Consider the following 17,630-nt stretch of genomic DNA (forward strand, 5'->3'; position numbering starts at 1 on the left):
GCGCCCGCCGCGGTCAGGCTGCGGACAGCGCCGCGAGGGCCACCGCCACGAGCACGCGTACGGCGACCGGCAGCGCGGCCTCGTCGACGTCGAAGGTGCCCTGGTGCAGGTCGTGCGGGTGCTCCTGGCCCGGTGCCTTCACACCGAGGCGGGCCATCGCGCCGGGGATGTGGTCCAGATACCACGCGAAGTCCTCGCCGCCGAGCGACTGCAGGGTGGGAACGGCCGCGTGTGGGCCGAGGGCCCGGCGCACCGCGGCGGCGAACAGGGTGGTCGCCGACTGGTCGTTGACCACCGGCGGCACGCCACGCCGGTAGTGCACCTCGGCGTGCGCGCCGTAGGGCGCCACGAGCCCGTCGACGATGCGCTGCACCATCTGCGGCGCGTCGTGCCAGGCGTCCTTCTCCAACACCCGGAGCGTGCCCTTCAGGACTCCGCTGCGCGGGATGGCGTTGGCGGCGACACCGGCGGACACGTGTCCCCAGACCAGGCACAGCCCGGCGCGTGGATCGACAAGTCGGGACAGCGCGTCCGGCAGCCCGGTCGCAACGGTGGCCAGGACATGCACGAGGTCGACCGTGTTGTGCGGCCGGGAGGTGTGGCCGCCCGGGCCCGTCAGGACGATGTCGAGCGCGTCGGCCGCGGCGGTGATGGCGCCGGACTTCAGCCCGACCCGGCCGACCTCCAGCGCCGGGTCGCAGTGCAGCCCGAACACCGAGTCGACGCCGTCCAGCCAGCCCTCGGCGAGGACGTCGAGCGCCCCACCCGGCATCTGCTCCTCGGCCGGTTGGAAGACCAGCCGCACCGTACCGGTCAGCGCGTCGGACAGGGACGCCAGCGCGAGACCGGCACCGAGCAGCGCTGCGGTGTGCACGTCGTGGCCGCAGGCGTGGCACAGCCCGGGCACGGTCGAGCGGTACGGCACCAGCTTCTCGTCCTGCAGCGGCAGGGCGTCGATGTCGGCGCGCAACACCACGACGGGGCCACTGCCCGTACCGATGTCGCAGACCACCCCGGTGCCGCGACCCAGCACCTTCGGCGTCAGCCCCACCGCGCGCAACCGGTCGACGAGCAGCGCGGTGGTGCGATGCTCGGCGTTGCTGAGCTCCGGGTGGGCGTGCAGGTCGCGACGCACCGCGACCAGTTCCCCGGCGTACGCCACCAGCCAGCTGTCCGCGACGGAGGGGGAAAGGTTCACGACGCGGCCCCGGCAGCTCCCGGCTGGCCGGTGACCGCCACGGGCCGGCGCGGCGGCAGCACGATCGGCCGGCCGAGCTCGAACTCCTCGAGCAGGTGGTCGACGACGGCACTGAGGTCACCGCCGCTGGCCGCCGCGACCGTGCGCTGCCGCTGGTAGGACGCGCCCCCGTCGAGCACCGCCTGCACCCGGGCCAGCTCCTGCGCACACCCCAGCCGTTCGGCCGTCGGCCGCAGGTCCTGCACCAGCTCGGCGAGCGCGTCGCGGAGCGGTTCGGTGCCGCCCTCACCGACGATGATGTGGGCGTCGAGGCCGTAGCGGGCGGCCCGCCACTTGTTCTCCTGGACGACCCATCGCCGCGGCGTGGGCAGCGTGTAGCCCCTGTCGATCTCGCGGTCCATTCTCTCCACCAGGCACTGCGACAGTGCGGCGACCATCCCGACCTCCGTCAGCGTCGGCAGGCCGTCGCAGATCCGCAGTTCGACCGTGCCGTAGTCCGGGTGCGGCCGGATGTCCCACCACACCTCCTTGATGGAGTCGATGGTCCCGGTCTTGATGAGCGTCTCCATGTAGCGCTCGAAGCCGGACCAGTCCTCCACCTGCTGCGGGAGACCGGCAGTCGGCAGCCCCTCGAAGACCTTCGATCGCGCCGACGCCAGTCCCGTCTCCGTGCCAGACCAGTACGGGGAGGACGCGGACAGCGCGAGGAAGTGCGGGATGTAGACCTGCAGCGCGTTCACCATCGCGATGACCTTGTCCGGCGAGCGGACACCGACGTGCACGTGGACCCCGAAGATCTGCATCCGGCGGGCGAGCCACTGCATGTCGTTCACGAGTTTCTCGTAGCGCGGGTGGCTGCTGATCTGCTGGGTGCGCCAGTTCGTGATCGGGTGCGTCCCGGAGCACATCAGCCCCAGTCCGCGTGCGTCGGCCAGGGGAACCACCTGTTCCAGCGTCCGCGCCAGATCGGCTGTGGCCTCGCCGACGCTCGCACAGACGCCGGTGATGACCTCGATGGTCGACTGGAGCAGCTCCTTCTTCGCCGTGGGGTGCTCCCCGTCAGGCTGCAGCTCGTGCAGGATCTCGGTCGCCCCGCTGGTGAGGTCCCGGGTCTCGCGGTCGACCAGCATGAGCTCCCACTCCACCCCCAGGCTGGACCGCGGCGAGGAGTTGAAGTCGATTCTCACCCGCGCTTCCCTTCGGACGTCCTGCTGCGGACCCTACCCAGCGCAGGAGCAGACGCCTCGTCGCAGGTGGGCCTACGTTGCGCCCATGACCGAGCCGATCAGCGGGCCTGACGCGATGCCCATCGCCGGGCCGCCGCCTGCCGGCTCGGGAAACCTGACTACGAGCCGCGGTGCGCCTGCTGCCCGTTGACGCGCACGCGCGAGACCGACCTCGCCGAAGGGCTCGACCCGCTGCCGATGTATGCGGAAGCGCATCGGGTCCGTCTCGACGTGGGCACCGGCGTGGGCGTGAGAGCGCGCGAGGTCGGTGGGCCTGCGGACGGCACGGGCCATGACCTCGTGCTGCTGCAGGTAGGGCCCTGAGTCGAGCGAATTTTTCCCTCCGGCGTTGCCCCGTCGTAACGTCCGCTCACCCGGACGACGCCGCCACGCAGGCGGGCGGACGTCGTGCCGGACCGACAGGTGATGGCTCCCTTTGTCGCGTCGACGAGACCGGCGCTGGTGTCTGTTCGCTAGCACCTATGTGGTCCGGCCACGGCCGACACGAGACCAAGATCTTCGGAACATTCACAGGGCCAGGGTCCTGTGGATGTCCCGAAGATCTTGCTCAGGTTCGGCGGCACCCTGACATCCACCACCGACGAACCCGGCCTCCGGCGAGAGGCAGCGGCGCCGTCGCCGCTGACCTCAGCAACCGCTCGTGAGTGGCGCTCTGCAGGGCACTTTTCCGGCGTACCAGAAGTGAGCAAGCCCGGCGTTGATCATGACCGGTGGCTTGGTCGGGCCGCACGGTACTGGCGGCTAGCTGTTGCTGGGCCAGACCCACTACCAGGCCTAGAAGAACTCCTGCGGGGTGTAGATGCCCCACACCTCGCGCAGCGCATTGCAGACCTCGCCGACGGTGGCGAGCTCCTTCAGCGCCGTGCGCATCGGGTGCAGCACGTTCGCCGCACCGGCGGCCGCCGCCTTCAGGTCGGTCAGCGCCTTCTCGACGGCGGCGTTGTCACGCGTCGCGCGCAGCACCCGCAGCCGCTCACGCTGGTCCTGCTCGATCGACGGGTCCACCCGGAGCGGGTCGTAGCGCTCCTCGCTCTCGCTGCGGTAGCGGTTCAGGCCGACGACCACACGCTCGCCCGCGTCGATGCCCAGCGCGACGGTGTAGGCCGACCGCTCGATCTCGTTCTTCTGGAAGCCTTTCTCGATGGCGGCCACGGCCCCGCCCATCTCCTCCACGCGAGCCATGAGCTCGAGGGCGCCCGCCTCCACCTCGTCGGTCATCGCCTCGACGACGTACGAGCCGGCGAAGGGGTCGACCGTGGCCGTCACATCGGTCTCGTACGCCAGGACCTGCTGCGTACGCAGGGCCAGCGTCGCGGCCTTGACGGTGGGCAGCGCGATCGCCTCGTCGTAGGAGTTGGTGTGCAGCGACTGGGTGCCGCCGAGGACGGCCGCGAGGCCCTGCACGGCGACGCGCACGAGGTTGACCTCGGGCTGCTGGGCGGTCAGCTGCACGCCTGCGGTCTGGGTGTGGAAGCGCAGCATCAGCGATTTGGGATCCTGAGCGCCGAACTCCTCCCTCATCACCTTGGCCCAGATCCGCCGCGCCGCACGGAATTTCGCCACCTCTTCGAGGATCGTCGTACGGCTGACGAAGAAGAAGGCCAGCCGCGGCGCGAAGTCGTCGACCGCCAGGCCCGCCGCGACCGCAGCCCGGACGTACTCGATCCCGTCGGCGAGGGTGAAGGCGATCTCCTGCACGGGCGTCGCACCGGCCTCGGCCATGTGGTAGCCGGAGATCGAGATGGTGTTCCAGCGCGGCAGCTCGGTCCTGCAGTACTCGAAGATGTTGGTGATCAGCCGCAGCGAGTGGGCCGGCGGGTAGATGTAGGTGCCGCGGGCGATGTACTCCTTGAGCACGTCGTTCTGGATCGTGCCGGTGAGCTTGTCGCCGGAGATTCCCTTCTCCTCCGCGACCAGCGCGTAGAGCAGCAGCAGCACAGCGGCGGGCGCGTTGATGGTCATCGACGTGGACACGCTGTCCAGCGGGATCTCGTCGAACAGGATCCGCATGTCCTCGAGCGAGTCGATCGCCACGCCGACCTTGCCCACCTCACCGGAGGCCACCGGGTCGTCGGAGTCGTAGCCCATCTGGGTCGGCAGGTCGAAGGCCACCGACAGCCCGCCGGTCCCCTGCGCGACCAGGTGCCGGTAGCGCTCGTTGGACTCCTTCGCCGTGCCGAAGCCGGCGTACTGCCGCATCGTCCAGGGCCGGCCGGTGTACATCGAGGCGTAGACACCACGGGTGTACGGGTAGCTGCCCGGCTGGCCGAGCCGCTCGTCCAGACCGGGCGCGAGGTCCTCCGGTCCGTAGACGGGCGAGATGGGGAACCCTGACTCGGACGCGCGCGTCATGGGGCGGGCCTTCCTGGCGGTGGATGTCTGCAGACGGAGCCTATTCGCGGGCCCTCGAGCGGGCCGTGCCACCCTCGGGGCGGGAGTACGCACCGCACACGGGGGGGTAGGGCAGCAACGTGGACACCGGGCAGCGCGTGGTCGCCGGGCGATATCGCCTGCTCGCACCCCTCGGGGCGGGCGGCATGGGCACCGTCTGGCGGGCCGAGGACCTGGTGCTCGGCCGCTCCGTCGCGATCAAGGAGGTGACCTTCCCGCACGGGCTGAGTGACGAGGACCGCGACGTGCTGCGGGAGCGCACCCGCCGCGAGGCCCGCGCCGCCGCCAAGCTCGACCACCCGAGCGCCGTCACGGTCTACGACGTGGTCGAGGAGGACGACGCGCCCTACCTCGTGATGGAGCTCGTGGAGGCCCGCACGCTGTCGCAGGTCGTGCGGGCGGACGGCCCGCTGAGCCCGCAGTACACAGCGCGGATCGGCCTGGCCCTGCTCGGCGCCCTCGCCGCGGCGCACCGGCAGGGGATCGTGCACCGCGACGTCAAGCCGGGCAACGTCCTGCTCGGCGACCGTGACGGCCTGTCCGAGCGGGTGGTGCTCACGGACTTCGGGATCGCCTCCTCGGCGGGGGATTCGAGCATCACCCACACCGGCCTGCTGCTGGGCTCGCCGTCCTATATCGCCCCCGAACGGGCCCGGGGCGAGCCCCCCGGCCCGGCATCGGACCTGTGGTCGCTCGGCGCCACGCTGTTCACGGCGGTGGAGGGCAAGCCGCCGTTCGACGCGGGCGAGCCGCTGCTCACGGTCACGGCGGTCGTGACCGGCGAGCACGCGCCGTTCGAGCGCGCCGGGCCGCTGGAGGAGGTGCTCGAGGGCCTGCTCGAGCGCGACCCCGCCCGGCGGCTGACCGTGGCGGCGGCGCGCCGCCAGCTCGAGCGGGTCCTGTCGACGGCGCCGGCGGGCGCGGCCCGGGCACCGGCGGTGCCGCTGCCGGACGAGGCTGCGCCGGACCAGCCGCTGCCCGCCAAGCCAGCGGCCGAGCGGACCGCCGCGCTCGAGTTCTCCGACGTGCGCGAGGCCGCCGACGTGCGCGAGGCCGCCGACGAGGCGCCCGCGCCGGCGACCCGGCCCGCGCCGGCGACCCCGGCTACCCCGCCGGCCCGGGTCGCCCCGGCTGCCGGACCCACCCCGGCAACCGATCGCGGCTGGACCCGGCCGCCACGGATCGAGCCACGGGGGCGGCGCCGCTCCCGCGTACCGATCGTGCTCATGGCCCTGGCCCTCACGCTGGCCGCCGGCGTTGTCGGCCTGGTGCTGGCCACCGACCCGGGGCGAGGCGGCCCCGACGCCGGCCCCGCACCGTCGCCGAGCGAGCCTGCGGACAGTCCGGATCCGTCGCCGACCGCCGAGCCGGAGTCGAGTGCGGCCGCGGCCGCGGCCGCGGCTGCGCCGGAGGACTGGGAGGTCGTCACCGACGAGGGCGGGTGGACGGTCGCCGTGCCGCCGAGCTACCAGCCCGGAAGCTTCGACGGCGCGCCGCAGTACAAGGACCAATCCGTCGGCCGGACGCTGCGGGTGTCGGCCACGGCACCCGGCGGCGGCAGGAATGACGTCGTCGGGGACCGCAGACAGCAGGCGGAGTTCTTCGCCAAGAGCCATGAGGACTACCAGGAGATCTCGATCGCGCCGGTCGACTACCGTGGCTACGAGGCCGCCGACTGGGAGTTCACCTACAGCGACAAGGGCGCCTCGCTGCACGCGCTCAGCCGGGTGTTCGTCGTCGACGGCCGCGGCTACTCGCTGTTCTTCCAGACCCGCTCCACCGACGACTGGGGTGCCGCCCGGGCCGACTTCGACAAGATTGCGGCGGCGTTCCAACCCGGCTGAGCCCGCGGATGTCGTCCAGGTCACAGTGCCGGGGCTGCTCCCGGCGACCGCCGCCCGTGCAGCCGCCGATAGCATGAGCCGTCCAGGTGAGCGCCTGGTCGCCGAGCCTTGAAAGGCGCCCGACATGCAAGCACCGGCAGGCACCCTCTACCGGGGGCGCGAAGGCATGTGGAGCTGGGTGGCGCACCGCGTCACCGGCGTCCTGATCTTCTTCTTCCTGTTCGCGCACGTCCTGGACACAGCGCTCGTCCGGGTGTCGCCGGACTCCTACGACCGGATCATGGACACCTACAAGACGCCGGTGGTCAACCTCATGGAGGTCGGTCTGGTCGGTGCGGTGCTGTTCCACGCGCTCAACGGCATCCGGGTCGTGCTCATCGACTTCTGGGCCAAGGGCACCCGCTACCAGAAGCAGATGATGTACATCGTGGTGGCCATCTTCCTGCTCGTCATGGTCCCCGCCAGCTACCGCATGACGGTGCACACGTTCGCCGAGCTGTTCGGGACAACCTCGTGACGGCGGTCGATGCCACCGGGGGCCTGCGGCCCGGCTCGATCGCGCAGCCCGACAACGCCGACCGGCTGGTCATCGAGTCGCCGCGCACCCGGCGCAAGCATCCGGCGCAGGGGCGCAGCAACACCAACTTCGAGATGTACGCGTGGATCTTCATGCGGATGTCCGGGCTGCTGCTGGTGTTCCTCGTTCTCGGGCACCTGTTCATCATGTTGCTGCTCGATGACGGGGTGCAGCGCATCAACTTCGGCTTCGTCGCGGGCCGGTGGGCCTCCCCGTTCTGGCGCACCTGGGACCTGATGCAGCTCTGGCTCGCCCAGCTGCACGGCACCAACGGGCTGCGCGTGATCATCAACGACTACGCCGAGCGGGACGGCACCCGGTTCTGGCTGAAGATGCTGCTCTACACCTCCTCGTTCCTCGTCCTGGTGCTGGGCACGCTCGTGATCTTCACCTTCGACCCCGATCTCGCGGGCTAAGGAGCTCTCCATGGTCCAGCACCACCGTTACGACACGATCATCGTGGGCGCCGGCGGCGCCGGCATGCGGGCCGCCCTCGAGGCCGGTAAGCGCTCCCGTACAGCCGTCCTGACCAAGCTCTACCCGACCCGCTCCCACACCGGCGCCGCGCAGGGCGGCATGTGCGCCGCCCTGGCCAACGTCGAGGAGGACAACTGGGAGTGGCACACCTTCGACACCGTCAAGGGCGGCGACTACCTCGTCGACCAGGACGCCGCGGAGGTGATGTGCAAGGAGGCCATCGACGCCGTCCTCGACCTCGAGAAGATGGGCCTGCCGTTCAACCGCACACCCGAGGGGCGGATCGACCAGCGCCGCTTCGGCGGGCACACCCGCAACCACGGTGAGGCCGCCGTGCGCCGCTCGTGCTTCGCGGCGGACCGCACCGGCCACATGATCCTGCAGACGCTCTACCAGCAGTGCGTGAAGGAGAACATCGACTTCTTCAACGAGTTCTACGTCCTGGACCTGGTGCTGACCGACGTCGCCACCGAAGGCGGGGGCAGCGAGCGGGTCACCAGCGGCGTCGTGGCCTACGAGCTGGCCACCGGTGAGCTGCACGTCTTCCACGCCAAGGCGGTGCTGTTCGCCACCGGTGGCTTCGGCAAGGTCTTCAAGGTGAGCTCGAACGCCCACACGCTCACCGGCGACGGCATGGGCATCGTCTACCGCAAGGGCCTGCCGCTGGAGGACATGGAGTTCTTCCAGTTCCACCCGACCGGCATCTGGAAGATGGGCATCCTGCTGTCCGAGGCCGCCCGCGGCGAGGGCGGCATCCTGCGCAACAAGGACGGTGAGCGCTTCATGGAGCGCTATGCCCCCACCATCAAGGACCTCGCGCCGCGGGACATGGTTGCCCGCGCGATCTACACCGAGATCCGGCAGGGGCGTGGCTGCGGGCCGGCCGGTGACCACGTGCTGCTCGACCTGACCCACCTGCCGCCCGAGACGATCGACGCGAAGCTGCCGGACATCACGGAGTTCGCGCGTACCTACCTCGGCGTCGAGCCCTACACCGACCCGGTCCCGATCCAGCCGACCGCGCACTACGCGATGGGCGGCGTGCCGACGAACATCGACGCGCAGGTGCTGCGCGACAACGACAACGTCGTGCCGGGACTGTTCGCCGCCGGCGAGGTCGCCTGCGTGTCGGTGCACGGCGCCAACCGGCTGGGCACCAACTCCCTGCTCGACATCAACGTCTTCGGCCGGCGCGGCGGGCTGTCCGCTGCGGCGTACGCCAACTCGGTCGACTTCGTGGAGCTGCCGCCGGAGCCGGAGAAGGACACCCACACCCTGCTGGAGCGGCTGCGTGACGGCGGCGGCACCGAGCTGGTGGCCCGGATCCGCGGCGAGCTCCAGGAGACGATGGACACCAACGCGTCGGTCTACCGGACCGAGGCGACACTCAAGCAGGCCGAGATCGACATCGCCGCACTCAAGGAGCGCTACCTGCGGGTGGGCGTCGCCGACCGCGGCAAGCGCTACAACACCGAGCTGCTCGAGGCCGTCGAACTCGGCTTCCTGCTCGACCTCGCGGAGGCGCTGGTCGTGTCGGCGAAGGCGCGCAACGAGTCCCGCGGCGGCCACTTCCGCGAGGACTACCCGACCCGCGACGACGTCAACTTCCTGCGCCACACGATGGCCTACAAGGTCGACCAGGGCTTCCGGTCCGACGTGCGCCTGGACTACAAGCCGGTCGTGCAGACCCGTTACCAGCCGATGGAGCGCAAGTACTGATGACGATCGTCGATGATGTGGCTGCGCGCCCTGAGAGCTCGCCGGTCGCCGGCCACCAGCAGCTCGTCACCGTCAAGGTCCGCCGCTTCGACCCCGAGGTGGATCCCGAGGCCAACTGGCAGACCTTCTCCGTGCCGGTGGAGCAGGGCGACCGTCTGCTGGACGCGCTGCACCAGATCAAGTGGTACCAGGACGGCTCGCTGTCCTTCCGCCGCTCGTGCGCGCACGGCGTCTGCGGGTCGGACGCGATGCGCGTCAACGGCGTGAACCGGCTGGCCTGCAAGGTGCTCGTCAAGGACCTGGGCGACGAGATCCTGGTCGAGCCCATCAAGGGCCTGCCGGTGCTCAAGGACCTGATCGTCGACATGGAGCCGTTCTTCGAGGCGTTTCGCGCGGTCAAGCCGTTCCTGATCACCGACGGCCGCGAACCCACCCGGGAGCGGCTGCAGTCGGCCGCTGACCGGGAGCGCTTCGACGACACCACCAAGTGCATCATGTGCGCGGCCTGCACCACGTCGTGCCCGGTGTTCTGGAACGACGAGGCCTACTTCGGCCCGCAGGCGATCGTGGCCGCACACCGCTTCATCTTCGACAGCCGCGACGACGGCGCCGAGGAGCGACTGGAGATCCTCAACGACAAGGAGGGCGTGTGGCGCTGCCGCACGACCTTCAACTGCACCGACGCCTGCCCGCGCGGCATCCAGGTGACGAAGGCGATCCAGGAGGTCAAGCGCGCGCTGATCTTCCGCCGCAGCTGAGCTGGAGCACCCCCGCACGAGCCAGCCGAGCCACTGGAGCCCGGAGCAAGATCTTCGGAACATCCACAGGACCCTGGCCCTGTGGATGTTCCGAAGATCTTGGTATGGTGCCGGGAAACAGGGCGCGCGTAGCTGTTCCGGGGTCAGCCTGCCCGGCGCCAGGCCGTGACGCCGAGAACGACCAGGGCCAGGCCGATCAGCATCGACACAGCGGCCAGGGCGACGTGCACCACCAGGTACGCGGTAGGACCACCGTCGAAGGCGCGCTCATCGGTGGCGACGACGCGCACGAAGTTGGGCCAGATCAGCATGGGCCACAGGCCGGCCAGGACCAGCAGCGCGGCAATGCGTCGGGTGAGGGTCATCAGGGCAGTGTCGGTCACCGTTCGGCGCCTGTCCCGGCGGTAGCGTCCGGATCTGTGCGGATCCCCCTCCCAGTGCTCGTCGCCGCCCTGGCGGGAGTACTCGCCACCGCCACCCCGGCGGCAGCCGGGTCCGGTGAGGTGGTCGGCGGGGAGCGGCTCGCCGCGACCGGGCTGCTCGTCGACGCCGACGCGCCCGAGGTGCCGACCGGCCTGTCCGCCGCCAGCTGGCTGGTTGCCGACCTGGACAGCGGCCAGGTGCTGGCGACCAGGAACCCGCACGGCCGCTACGCGCCGGCCAGCACCCTGAAGATGCTCACGGCGGTCACGCTCATCCCCGTGCTCGACGCCGATCGCAAGGTCGTCCCGGTGTTCGACGACATCGCCGTCGAGGGCAGCAAGGTCGGTCTGGTCGAGCGCGTCGGCTACCCGGTGCACGAGCTGTTCTCGGCCCTGATGATGGTGTCCGGCAACGACGCGGCCAATGTGCTGGCCTCGGCCGCCGGTGGCCAGGCCGCCACCGCCGCCCTCATGAACGAGAAGGCCAAGAGCCTGCACGCCCTGGACACCCGCGCGGTGAACCCCCACGGACTGGACGCCGAGGGCCAGCTGAGCTCGGCGTACGACCTGGCGCTGATCGCCCGCGCCGGGCTGGCCGATCCGGCATTCGCCGGCTACGCGGCGGCCGCACGCGGCAGCGTCAGCGCCCCCGGCACCGCCCGGATCCAGATGGCCACGAAGAACAAGCTGCTCAAGAGCTACGACGGTGCCCTCGGCATCAAGAACGGCTACACCTCACGCGCCCGTGCCAGCTTCGTCGGCGCAGCCGAGCGGGACGGCCGGCGGCTGGTCGTCACCCTCATGCGGGCCGACCCGAAGGTCGCGGACGAGGCGGCCAAGCTGCTGGACTGGGGCTTCTCGGCCGCCGGCAGCGTCGATCCGGTCGGCCGGCTGGTCGACCCCGAGCCGTCCCCGGAGCAGGCAGCGGCGGCGGAGCCGGCCGGCGCCCTGACCCGGGCCGCCCCGTCACCGCGCGGACCCGGCAGCGGGACGGGAGTTCCGGCCACCCTCGCCGGTATGGGCCTGGCCGCGGCCGCTGTGGCGGCGGTGCGGCACCGCCCCCCGGCGCGTCCGCCCGCCCGTTGCTAGCGCGCCCGTCGTTGCTAGCGCCGCACGAGGTCGCGGACCGTCCTGCCGACGTGCAGCAGGATCGCCATCACCGCCATCCCGAGGGCGCCGGCGGTGAACTGCGCAGCCGAGCGCACCGCCCGCTCCGCCCCCGACGGCTGCTGCGGCGCCGGCCGCACCAGGACGCCCGCCCCACCGCGTCCCGCCGGCACGTCCTGCACCGCCGCGCCCTGCACCGCCGCACCCTGCACCGCCGCACCCTGCACCGCCGCGCCCTGCACCGCCGTGCCCAGCGGGCTGGGCGCACCGTCCTCCTGCAGCGTGGGCGGGTCGTCGGGGTCCTGGTCGGCGAACTCCTCCGGGATGCCGGCGGCGCGCGCCGCGTCGACGCTCGCCGTGCCCGACGGCTCGATGTCGGAGTCGTACGGCGCCGTCACCGTCCAGGCCGCGCAGACGAGCAGCATCCGGCTGACGATGTTGATCCAGACCAGCAGCCCGACGACCACGGCGAAGCTGCCGTAGAGCGGGTTCTCCGTGGTGCGCTCGATGTAGATCGCGCCCACCCGCTTGAGCACCTCGAACAGCACAGCGGCCAGCAACGCACCCCTGATGATCCGGCGGAACGGCGACTGCACCCTCGGCAGCCGCCAGAACAGGTAGGTGAACAGCGCCGTGCTGGTGGCGATGCCCAGCGTGAAGCCGACGATCTTGGCCAGCACCCGCGCCGGGCCGCTGTCGTCGAGAGCGACCAGGCCGAGGGCGAAGTCGGTGAAGGCGCCGGTGGCCGCCGACACGGCGATCGACACCAGCACGGTCAGCCCCAGCCCCAGCAGGACGATGACGTCCTTGACCTTCTTCACCAGGAAGTTGCCGGCCTTGACATTGTGGTGCCAGATCGCCCGGACCGCCTCGCGCAGCGCGTCGACCCAGCCGAGGCCGGAGTAGAGCAGCCCCGCCAGCCCCAGCGCACCGGCAGCGCCGGCCTTGCGGTTGTCGCTGAGGATCTCCCTCAACTCCAACTGCTCGGCCAGCCCGGGCGCGTAGGAGTTCACCTGGTTCACCACGGTGCCGACCGCGTCGTCCCCCAGCGCGTAGGACAGGATCGACGTCGCGAGCGCCAGGATCGGGAAGAAGCTCAGGAAGCCGAAGAAGGTGACCGAGGCGGCCAGCCGGTCACCTGCGTCGGCCTGGTAGCGGCCGAAGGCGCGGATCAGGTGGTCGAGGGCCGGACGCTTCTCGCGCGCAGCAACGAGGGCCGCCTTGGGACTGGGCATGGGGCGCCCCTACCCGGCTGCGCCTGCGGTCAACGCGGCGGCTCGGCCGGGCCGGGCCGGCCGCTGGCGCCGAACGGGAAGTCGCGCTGCGGCCGCCAGACCCCGGCCCGGTCCTGTTCGAACAGGGTGAAGCCCCAGACGTCGAAGTGCGCCTCGTAGTTCTTCAGCGCCTCGAATGCCCGGTCGAGGGCCGGTTCCCCCAGGTCGTGCGCGACGGTGACGTGCGGGTGGTACGGGAAGGCGAGCGGACGGAGCAGCGGGCCGGACCGGACCTTGCCCTCGACCCGCTCGCAGTCGGCGATCCCCTGGACCAGCGGGACGAACACCACGGGCGAGACTGGCCGGAAGCTGGCCGCGCCACGCAGGTGCATGCGGAACGGCCGCTCGGAAGCGGCCACTTCACGCAGGTGCTCCTCGACCTCCGCCAGCGACTCGTCCGGCAGCGCGGTCGGCGGCAGGAGCGTGACGTGCGGGGGGATGCCGCCGGCATTGGGGTCACCGAGGCGTTCCCGCCAGGCCTGCAGCTCGCTGGTGTAGGGCTCGGGGATGCCGAATGCGACGCCGAAGTCGCGCCGGGCCATCAGGCCGGTGCGCCCGGGAAGGACGCCAGCAGGCCGACCCGCTCCCGGACCGCGTCCATCGTCCGGGTCGCGACCTCGCGGGCCCGGATGGCCCCGCCGGCCAGCACCCGGTCGAGCTCGTCCGGGTCGGCGATCAGCTCGGCGTACCGCTCCCGGACCGGCGCGAACAAGGCGACGACGGCCTCGGCGACATCTGCCTTGAAGTCACCGTAGCCCTTGCCGTCGTAGGCCGTCTCGAGCTCGGGGACGGGGGTGCCGGTGCACACGGACAAGATGGTGAGCAGGTTGGTGATGCCCGGCTTGGCTCCACCGGCGCGCACCTCACGGCCGGGATCGGTGACAGCGCTCTTGATCTTCTTGGTGACCGTCCGGGGATCATCGAGGACCCAGATGGTGCCGGAACCGCCGAGGCTCTTGCTCATCTTGCGGTCCGGGTCCTGCAGGTCCTTGATCCGCTCGCCTGGCTGCCCCGCGTAGGCGGCCGGGCGAACGAACGTGTCGCCGTACCGGGTGTTGAAGCGCTGGGCGAGGTCCCGGGTCAGCTCGAGGTGCTGGCGCTGGTCCTCCCCGATCGGGACGGAGTCCGCCTGGTACATCAGGATGTCGGCGGCCTGCAGGACGGGATAGGTGAACAGGCCGACGCTGGCAGACCCCGCCACGCTGCCACTCTTCTCCTTGAACTGCGTCATCCGGCTGGCCTCGCCGAAGCCGGTGAGGCAGCCGAGGATCCAGCCCAACTCGGCGTGCTCGGGCAGATGGCTCTGCGCGAAGACCGCGCTGCGAGCGGGATCGACCCCCATCGCGAGCAACTCGGCGACCGACTGGCGGGTGCGCGCACGCAGCCGGGCGGGGTCCGGCAGCTCCGTCAACGCGTGCAGGTCGGCAAGGAAGAAGTAGCACTCGTTCTCGGCCTGCATGGCCGCCCAGTGCCGGACCGCGCCGACGTAGTTGCCGAGCTGGAAGCTCTCTCCGGTGGGACGGATCCCGGACAGCACACGGGGGCGGGTCGGGCGGGCATCGGGCATGACAGGCATCCTTTCATCGCAGGGGAGCCGAGCGGGAGCAGGGCGGAGACGCGGATGTGGGACCTGGCGGTGGTCGGCGCCGGCCCGGCGGGCGCCGCGGCCGCACTGTCGGCCCTGCGTACCCGCCCGGGCGCCCGGGTGCTGCTGCTGGACCGCAGCGACTTCCCGCGCGACAAGTCCTGCGGCGACGGGATCGCCCCGCACGCCCTCGACGAGCTCGCCCGGCTCGGGGCCACCGACGTGCTCGCCGACCGGGTGCCGGTGCACCGGCTCCGCCTGCAGGCCCCGGACGGGACCGTCGTGACCGCCCGGATGAAGCGTCCCGACCACGTGGTGCCCCGCACCCTGTTCGACGACCGGCTGGTCCGGGCGGCCGTGCGGCACGGCGCGGTGCTCGAGCGGCACACCGTCCGGTGCGTGGACGTGCACCCCGACCACGTCGTGCTCGACCGCGAGATCGCCGCGCGGGTGGTCGTCGGTGCCGACGGGGCCAACGGCGTCGTCCGCCGCCGGCTGGGGCTCGGCCGGCAACCCGCTGCGGCCACCGCCGTCGCCGTCCGCGGCTACGCCGCCGCACCCCCGGGTGAGCCCGAGCAGGTCATCCTGCTCTCGCCCCACGACTGGCCGTCGTACGCCTGGTCGTTCCCGGCCGGTGACGGCACCGCGAACGTCGGCTTCGGCCTGCTGCTCCCTGCCCTGCGGGCCAAGGAAGGCGGCGGCCGACGGGCGCTGCATGACGGCCTGGAGGAGCTGCTGCCGGGGCTGCAGGCCCAGCGGCTGGTCAGCCACCACCTGCCGATGTCCACCGTCCGGCCGGTCCCTGCCGTCGGCCGGGTGCTGCTCGCCGGCGACGCCCTGTCGCTCGTCAACCCGCTGACCGGCGAGGGGATCTTCTATGCGCTGCTGTCCGGCCGGCTGGCCGGCGCGGCGGCGTGCGGAGCCGATCCGGCCGGGGTGTACGCCGGGGCGCTGCGGCGCGAGCTCGGCCGGCACCTGCGCCACACCTCGGCGCTCGCGTGGCTGACCACGCGCCGGGGAGTGGTCGACGCAGCCATCGCCGCGGCGGGCCGTTCGGACGCGGCGTTCGACGCGCTGGTGGAGCTCGGCCTGGGCCGCGGTCTGGTGCAGGCGCCGCTGGCGGGAGGCCTGGTCGCGGAGCTGGGGCGCCGACGCGGGCGGGGCCTGATCAGGAACGCAGCGCGTCCGCGAGCAGCTCGGCCTCCTTCGCGGCCAGCTTGACGAGCAGGTCGGCGACGACACGCTCGGCCTTGCCACCGATCAGCGGCACCCTGACCGTCACCTCGCCCTCGACGGTGTAGCAGCTGCCCGCGGGCCGCGGCTCCAGCCGCATCGTGCCGCCGACGCCGGCCGGCGCGCCGGGGATCTCGACCGTCCAGCTGCCGTGCCGGACGCCCTCCCCGGGCGGCCCCCAGGCATCCGTCTGCAGGACCCGGCCGTCCTTGGGCAGGAAGCGGTCGAGGAAGCCGGGACCACCTCCCGGCAGCTCACGCGAGACGGCCAGGACGATGCCGCCGCCGGGCTGCTCCTCCCGGCGCACGATCCGGCTGGCGTCGCCCAGCTGCTCGCCCTTGTGCTGCACCCAGCTGTCGGACGTCAGCAGGGCGAGAACGGCCTCGACGTCGCCCGGGCAGTCCGACCTCATGGTCACCGGTGTGCTCACGCGGAGTCCACCAGCTCGGCGTCATCGGCGGAGGCCAGCGGCGTGACCCGGACCCGAGCGATCCGACGGGCGTCCAGCTCGGTGACCTCGAGCCGGTGGCCGTCCACCTCGACCGCCTCGCCCGGACGGGGCACATGCCCCAGCGTGGCCATGACGTAGCCGGCGAGCGTTTCGTACGGGCCCTCGGGCAGCGTGACGCCGGTGACGGTGCGGACCTCGTCGAGGTTGAGCAGGCCGTCTGCCTCGACGTCTCCGCCACGGAAGCGCAGCGGGTCGTCCTCACCGACGTCGTACTCGTCGCGGATGTCGCCGATGACCTCCTCGATGAGGTCCTCCAGCGTGACGATCCCGGCGGTGCCGCCGTATTCGTCCACGACGATCGCCATGTGGTGGCCCTCGCGGCGCATCTCCGACATGGCCGGGAGCACCCGCTTGGTACCGGGCAGCAGCTTGACCTCCCGCACGACGTCGGCGACCCGCATCCCGCGGGCCCGGCTGGTCGGCACCATCAGGTCGCGCACGTGCAGGAAGCCGATGACGTCGTCCTGGGAGGCGCCGGACACGGGGTACCGCGAGTGCGGCGCCGCCGAGGTCTCCTTGACGGCCCGGCTGAGGGTCATGTTCGCGTCGAGGAAGGCCACCTCCGTGCGCGGCAGCATCACCTCGCGCAGTTGACGCTCACCGGCGGCGAAGACGTCGTCGATGAGCTTGCGCTCGTCCTTGGTGAGCGACTCGTGCGCGGCGACCAGGCCGCGCAGCTCGTCCTCGGTGATGGCGTCGCGCTGCTCGGTGGGATCGATGCCGAACAGCCGCACGATGAGGTTCGTGCTGCGCGAGAGCAGCCAGATCACCGGTCGGAAGACGGTGGCCAACCGGTCCAGCGGGCCCGCCCAGATCAGTGCCCAGCCCTCTGCCCGCTGCAGGGCGATGCGCTTGGGCACCAGCTCACTGAAGACCAGCGACAGGTAGGTGATCACGGCCAGCAGGAGGACGAAGGACAGCGGCTCGGCCAGGCGCCGCGACAGGCCCAGGTCGACGAGCGCGGGTGACAGCTGCCCCGCCAGCCTGGACGCCCCGAACGCCGACGCCGCGAAGCCGGCCAGGGTCACCCCTACCTGCACGGCCGCCAGGAAGCGGTTCGGGTCGCTCGCGAGCTGGGCGACCCGTTGCCCGCGCTTGCCGCGGGCCGCGAGGTTCTTGACCTGGCCGTCGCGCAGCGAGACCAGCGCGATCTCGGTACCGGCGAAGACGGCGCCGAGGAAGATGAAGAACAGCACGAGCGCGCTGTCCAGAGCGAAACTCACGGCGCACCCCCGGTCGTGCTGCCGTCGGGGGGCGCCGGACCAGAGGGAGGCTCCACACCAGCAG

General features: G+C 71.7%; 17 protein-coding genes. 8 read left to right on the forward strand and 9 right to left on the reverse strand.

Annotated elements, in window-relative coordinates; genetic code table 11:
- Positions 1–13: 13 nt before the first annotated feature.
- Complete coding sequence (locus tag WD794_03450; protein MEX2289365.1) at positions 14–1,198, reverse strand: amidohydrolase; 1,185 nt, start codon at positions 1,196–1,198, stop codon at positions 14–16.
- Positions 1,195–2,385: a glutamate--cysteine ligase gene (locus tag WD794_03455; protein MEX2289366.1), complete on the reverse strand. Its 1,191-nt coding sequence runs from the start codon at positions 2,383–2,385 to the stop codon at positions 1,195–1,197. Before WD794_03455 ends, WD794_03450 begins: the two co-directional genes overlap by 4 nt.
- 186 nt (positions 2,386–2,571) lie before the next feature.
- Here WD794_03455 and WD794_03460 point away from each other — a divergent pair, with 186 nt between their 5' ends.
- Positions 2,572–2,748 (forward strand): hypothetical protein, encoded by a 177-nt coding sequence (locus WD794_03460; protein ID MEX2289367.1) that lies wholly within the window; start codon positions 2,572–2,574, stop codon positions 2,746–2,748.
- Between the two features lie 471 nt (positions 2,749–3,219).
- Here WD794_03460 and WD794_03465 read toward each other — a convergent pair whose 3' ends face one another.
- Positions 3,220–4,797, reverse strand: coding sequence for a methylmalonyl-CoA mutase family protein (locus WD794_03465; GenBank protein MEX2289368.1), 1,578 nt, complete (start codon positions 4,795–4,797; stop codon positions 3,220–3,222).
- A gap of 119 nt (positions 4,798–4,916) precedes the next feature.
- On the opposite strand from WD794_03465, the gene WD794_03470 reads away from it, so the two are divergent.
- The 5 genes from WD794_03470 to WD794_03490 all read left to right on the forward strand — a co-directional run bounded on the left by WD794_03470 (position 4,917) and on the right by WD794_03490 (position 10,211).
- Positions 4,917–6,680 (forward strand): serine/threonine-protein kinase, encoded by a 1,764-nt coding sequence (locus tag WD794_03470; GenBank protein ID MEX2289369.1) that lies wholly within the window; start codon positions 4,917–4,919, stop codon positions 6,678–6,680.
- A 124-nt stretch (positions 6,681–6,804) separates the two neighbouring features.
- Entirely contained in the window at positions 6,805–7,197 is a 393-nt protein-coding gene (sdhC, locus tag WD794_03475; protein ID MEX2289370.1) for a succinate dehydrogenase, cytochrome b556 subunit, read from the forward strand.
- A gap of 65 nt (positions 7,198–7,262) precedes the next feature.
- Complete coding sequence (locus tag WD794_03480; protein ID MEX2289371.1) at positions 7,263–7,673, forward strand: succinate dehydrogenase hydrophobic membrane anchor subunit; 411 nt, start codon at positions 7,263–7,265, stop codon at positions 7,671–7,673.
- Between the two features lie 10 nt (positions 7,674–7,683).
- The gene (gene sdhA / locus WD794_03485) at positions 7,684–9,453 is read left to right on the forward strand and encodes a succinate dehydrogenase flavoprotein subunit (protein ID MEX2289372.1); all 1,770 of its coding nucleotides are present in this window, start codon (positions 7,684–7,686) and stop codon (positions 9,451–9,453) included.
- Positions 9,453–10,211: a succinate dehydrogenase iron-sulfur subunit gene (locus WD794_03490; protein ID MEX2289373.1), complete on the forward strand. Its 759-nt coding sequence runs from the start codon at positions 9,453–9,455 to the stop codon at positions 10,209–10,211. The genes sdhA and WD794_03490 overlap by 1 nt, the downstream gene beginning before the upstream one ends.
- A gap of 143 nt (positions 10,212–10,354) precedes the next feature.
- Here WD794_03490 and WD794_03495 read toward each other — a convergent pair whose 3' ends face one another.
- The gene (locus WD794_03495; protein MEX2289374.1) at positions 10,355–10,576 is read right to left on the reverse strand and encodes a hypothetical protein; all 222 of its coding nucleotides are present in this window, start codon (positions 10,574–10,576) and stop codon (positions 10,355–10,357) included.
- A gap of 54 nt (positions 10,577–10,630) precedes the next feature.
- Between WD794_03495 and WD794_03500 the strand changes: the two genes are divergently transcribed.
- Entirely contained in the window at positions 10,631–11,722 is a 1,092-nt protein-coding gene (locus WD794_03500) for a serine hydrolase (protein MEX2289375.1), read from the forward strand.
- 14 nt (positions 11,723–11,736) lie between these two features.
- Here the strand turns inward: WD794_03500 and WD794_03505 are convergent, their stop codons facing one another.
- From WD794_03505 to trpS, 3 genes are read right to left on the reverse strand one after another with little or no spacing between them, the layout of a single operon-like run.
- Positions 11,737–12,975, reverse strand: a complete 1,239-nt coding sequence (locus WD794_03505) for a YihY/virulence factor BrkB family protein (GenBank protein ID MEX2289376.1) — start codon at positions 12,973–12,975, stop codon at positions 11,737–11,739.
- 29 nt (positions 12,976–13,004) lie between these two features.
- Complete coding sequence (locus tag WD794_03510; GenBank protein ID MEX2289377.1) at positions 13,005–13,556, reverse strand: 2'-5' RNA ligase family protein; 552 nt, start codon at positions 13,554–13,556, stop codon at positions 13,005–13,007.
- Entirely contained in the window at positions 13,556–14,581 is a 1,026-nt protein-coding gene (trpS, locus tag WD794_03515) for a tryptophan--tRNA ligase (protein MEX2289378.1), read from the reverse strand. The genes WD794_03510 and trpS overlap by 1 nt, the downstream gene beginning before the upstream one ends.
- A 54-nt stretch (positions 14,582–14,635) precedes the next feature.
- Here trpS and WD794_03520 point away from each other — a divergent pair, with 54 nt between their 5' ends.
- Positions 14,636–15,820, forward strand: a complete 1,185-nt coding sequence (locus WD794_03520; protein ID MEX2289379.1) for an NAD(P)/FAD-dependent oxidoreductase — start codon at positions 14,636–14,638, stop codon at positions 15,818–15,820.
- Here the strand turns inward: WD794_03520 and WD794_03525 are convergent.
- Positions 15,768–16,262, reverse strand: a complete 495-nt coding sequence (locus tag WD794_03525) for a DUF2505 domain-containing protein (GenBank protein MEX2289380.1) — start codon at positions 16,260–16,262, stop codon at positions 15,768–15,770. The genes WD794_03520 and WD794_03525 overlap by 53 nt on opposite strands.
- Complete coding sequence (locus WD794_03530; GenBank protein ID MEX2289381.1) at positions 16,259–17,566, reverse strand: hemolysin family protein; 1,308 nt, start codon at positions 17,564–17,566, stop codon at positions 16,259–16,261. Before WD794_03530 ends, WD794_03525 begins: the two co-directional genes overlap by 4 nt.
- Positions 17,567–17,630: the final 64 nt, after the last annotated feature.

Source organism: Mycobacteriales bacterium, assembly GCA_040902655.1.
Taxonomy (GTDB): Bacteria; Actinomycetota; Actinomycetes; order Mycobacteriales; family SCTD01; genus SCTD01.